This is a genomic window from Cellulomonas septica (genome assembly GCF_012396155.1).
In the GTDB taxonomy this organism is placed as follows: Bacteria; Actinomycetota; Actinomycetes; order Actinomycetales; family Cellulomonadaceae; genus Cellulomonas; species Cellulomonas septica.
In genome coordinates, this window is record NZ_JAAXOY010000398.1 from 1 (window position 1) to 3245 (window position 3245).

A 3245-nucleotide genomic window follows, 5' to 3' on the forward strand; every position below is an offset into this window, starting at 1 on the left:
CAGCAGGCGTGCGACGAGCCGGCCGTCGGGCTGCGCGACGAGCTGCCAGCGCGCGCCGGGCAGGTCGCCGACGCACACGACGCCGAGCGGCGACCGCCGGTCCGTCGTGGCGGTCGCGACGACCTGGTCGGCGAGGGCACCGGTCGGCGCCGCGCCGAGCACGAGGTACTCGGGCACCCACGTCGTCGCACCGTCGGGCCGCACCCGCCCGGACAGCACGTCGCCGTCGTGCGTGCCGGTCGCGGAGAGGGTGTGCACGGCGGTCGTGCCGGCGAGCAGCAGCCCGGACGCGGCCGCCCAGTCGAGCGTCTGCGGCCGGCGGCACGTCACCTGCTCGGACACCTCGAGGTGCGACGCGTACCCGCCGGTGACGCGCCAGGCGATCACCTCGTCACCGGGGGCGAGCCAGCGCACGGACGGCCCGACGGCGGTGACGACGCCCGCGACCTCGAGGCCGAGCCGGATCGGCAGCCGCGCGGGGTCGTTCCCGGGTCCGGCGGCGTACATCTTCCAGTCGATCGGGTTCACCGCGGCAGCCCTCACCTCGAGGAGCACGTTGCCCGGTCCGGGGTCCGTCGGTGCGGTCTCGACGGTGCGGAGCACCTCCGGCCCACCGAACGCGGTCGCGACGACAGCCCTGCTCGTGACACTCACCCGGCACAGCCTGCACCGGTCACCCGTTCGCCGCCAGGGTTGATGCGTCCGCATGCACACCATCACCCGCGCGGGTGACCTGACCCGTCCCGACCTGGTCGGACGTCCAGCGCGGGCCGCTCAGGCGGCGCGCGGGGCCTGCTCGTCGTGGGGCACGGGACCGAGCACCTGGTCGAGGTACGCGTTGCTGAACGTGCCGCCCGGGTCGGCCTCCGCGCGCACCCGCTGGGCGTCGCAGAGCCGCGGGTAGACGCGTGCGAGCGCCGCGGAGTCGAGCCAGTGCAGCTTGCCCCAGTGCGGGCGGCCGCCGACCTGTGCGGCGATGCGCTCGACCGCCGTGAAGTAGCGCGTGTACGGCAGGTGGACGTTCTGGTGGACCGCGACGTAGGCCGTCGGGCGGCCGTGCGCGGTGGACAGCCACAGGTCGTCGGCGGCGGCGAACCGCACCTCGACCGGGAAGGGCAGGCGCTCGCCCGACGCCTCGATCCACGCGTCGACCTCGGCCAGCACGTCGGCGACGCTCTCGCGCGGGACGGCGTACTCCATCTCGCGGAAGCGCACGCGGCGCGGCGAGACGAACACCTCGGCCGACGGGGCGGTGTAGCGGCGGGCGGACAGCGCGCGGCTGCTCAGCTGGTTGATGCCGACGGTCGCGGGCGGCACGAGCGTCGCGATGCGGTTGGTCAGCGCGAACATCGCGTTGGAGAGCAGCTCGTCGTCGATCCACGAGCGCACGGGGCTCAGCGGCCGGACCACGTCGTCGGGGACCCGGTTGTTGCGCTTGGTGAGGGCGCGCCGCGTGTGCGGGAACCAGTAGAACTCGAAGTGGTCGTTGCCGTCGACGAGCCCGTCGGGCCCCTCGAGCTCCTCGAGGACGCGGTCGAGCGGCCACGGCTCCTCGCGCGCCTCGAGCCGGAACGAGGGCACGACCTCGAGCGTCAGGGCGGCCAGCACGCCGACGCTGCCGAGCCCGAGGCGGGCGAGCTCGAACAGCTCGGGGTGACGCGTGGGGGACACCTCGACGACGTCGCCGTCGGCGAGGACCAGGCGTGCGCCGACGACCTGCGTCGCGAGGCCGCCGAGCTGCGAGCCCGTGCCGTGCGTGCCGGTCGAGACGGCGCCGGCGATCGACTGCTTGTCGATGTCGCCCAGGTTGCGCATCGCGAGGCCGTGCTGCGCGAGGAGCGTGTTGAGCGCGCGCAGCCGGATCCCGGCGCCGACCGTCACGTGGGTCGTGCCGTCGGGCTGCGGGGCGACACGCTCGAGCGCGTCGATCGCGTCCAGGTGAACCTGCACGCCGTCCGTGACTGCGGCAGGGGTGAAGGAGTGGCCGCCGCCGACCGCGCGCACGCGCAGGCCGGTGTGCGCCGCGGCGCGGACCGTCGCGACGAGTTCGCCCAGGTCACGCGGGTGCGCCACGCTGCGCGGCGTCGCGTGAGCGGTGCGGGCCCAGTTCTGCCAGGGCGTGGCGGCCGACGTCTTCCCCATCGTGGACAACGGTCCTCCTGGTCGGTTGTCCAAGTCAAGTGCGTACATACCTTGACTATCGTCACGACTGACATTGAGATATGGCGTGGGGAGACGCGACAGCACCCTCGACGCAACCGGCGGTCGGGCCGGTGAGGGGACGTCGCATCGAGGGAGGGGACCCGGATGAACCGCTTGCCCGTCGCCGAGAGGCGCGAGCAGCTGATCGAGGCTGCGCTGACCGTCGCCAGCCGCGACGGCATCGACGCCGCGACCGTGCGCGCCATCGCCGCCGAGGCAGGCGTCTCGCTCGGCGTCGTGCACTACTGCTTCCAGGACAAGGACGAGCTGCTGCGGTCCATGGCGCACGCCATCACCGCGCAGAACCTCGCCCGCAGCCTCGACGACCTGCCCGAGGGCGCGGACGTCGCGGTCATCGTGGGTGCCGTCCTCGACGCGCTGTGGGACACCATCGCGTCCGCGCGCGGCCCGCAGCTGCTCTCGTACGAGCTGACGACGTCGTCGCTGCGCCACGCCGAGCTCAACCAGGTCGCGATCGAGCAGTACCGCGGCCAGTGGTCGGCGGCCGAGCAGGTGCTCGAGCTCGTCGAGAAGGCCGCGCACGTCGGCTGGACCGTGCCCCGCGCGCACGTCGCGCGGGCCGTCGTCGCGGTCGTCGACGGGTTCTCGCTCGCGTGGCTCGTCGACGGGGACTCCGAGGCCGCCCGACGCGGACTGCAGGGCTTCGGGCAGTACCTCGCGACCATGGCCGTGCCCGTCGAGCTCGCCCCCGAGGCGCTCGACCACGGCCTGCCGCCCGGCACGTCCGCGCGCGCGGACCAGCAGACGACCGCGTGAGCGCCGAGGCCAGGGGGAGCAGCAGCACGGTCACGACGGCGGCCCGTCGCGCCCGGGTCGCGACGTCCGGCGGGTTCGCCACCCAGGGGTTCGTCTACGCGCTCCTGCTCACCAGCCTCGAGCAGTTCAAGGACCGGTACGGCGTCGACGACGGGCAGATCACCCTCGTCGTGCTCGGCGTGTGCGCGCTCGCCGCCGTGGGCACGCTCGTCGCCGACCGGGTCGCACGCGGTCGCGCGGGCAGCCGCGGGGCGCTCGCGTCCGGG

Annotated in this window: 3 protein-coding genes and 1 pseudogene; 2 read left to right on the plus strand and 2 right to left on the minus strand. The window is 74.3% G+C overall.

Annotation, left to right across the window (positions count from 1 at the left end; translation table 11 throughout):
* Positions 1 to 654, minus strand: a 654-nt coding sequence (locus HGA02_RS21035; protein WP_343035483.1) for an alcohol dehydrogenase catalytic domain-containing protein, incomplete at its 3' end; no start/stop codon positions are given.
* A 120-nt stretch (positions 655 to 774) separates the two neighbouring features.
* Complete coding sequence (locus tag HGA02_RS13875) at positions 775 to 2142, minus strand: D-arabinono-1,4-lactone oxidase (RefSeq protein ID WP_168679514.1); 1368 nt, start codon at positions 2140 to 2142, stop codon at positions 775 to 777.
* A 165-nt stretch (positions 2143 to 2307) separates the two neighbouring features.
* Here HGA02_RS13875 and HGA02_RS13880 point away from each other — a divergent pair, with 165 nt between their 5' ends.
* A complete protein-coding gene (locus tag HGA02_RS13880; RefSeq protein ID WP_168679512.1) occupies positions 2308 to 2979 on the plus strand; it encodes a TetR/AcrR family transcriptional regulator in 672 nt (223 codons plus the stop codon).
* Positions 2976 to 3245, plus strand: a pseudogene (locus tag HGA02_RS13885) (MFS transporter); the annotation flags it as partial. The gene HGA02_RS13880 and the pseudogene HGA02_RS13885, both read left to right, overlap by 4 nt.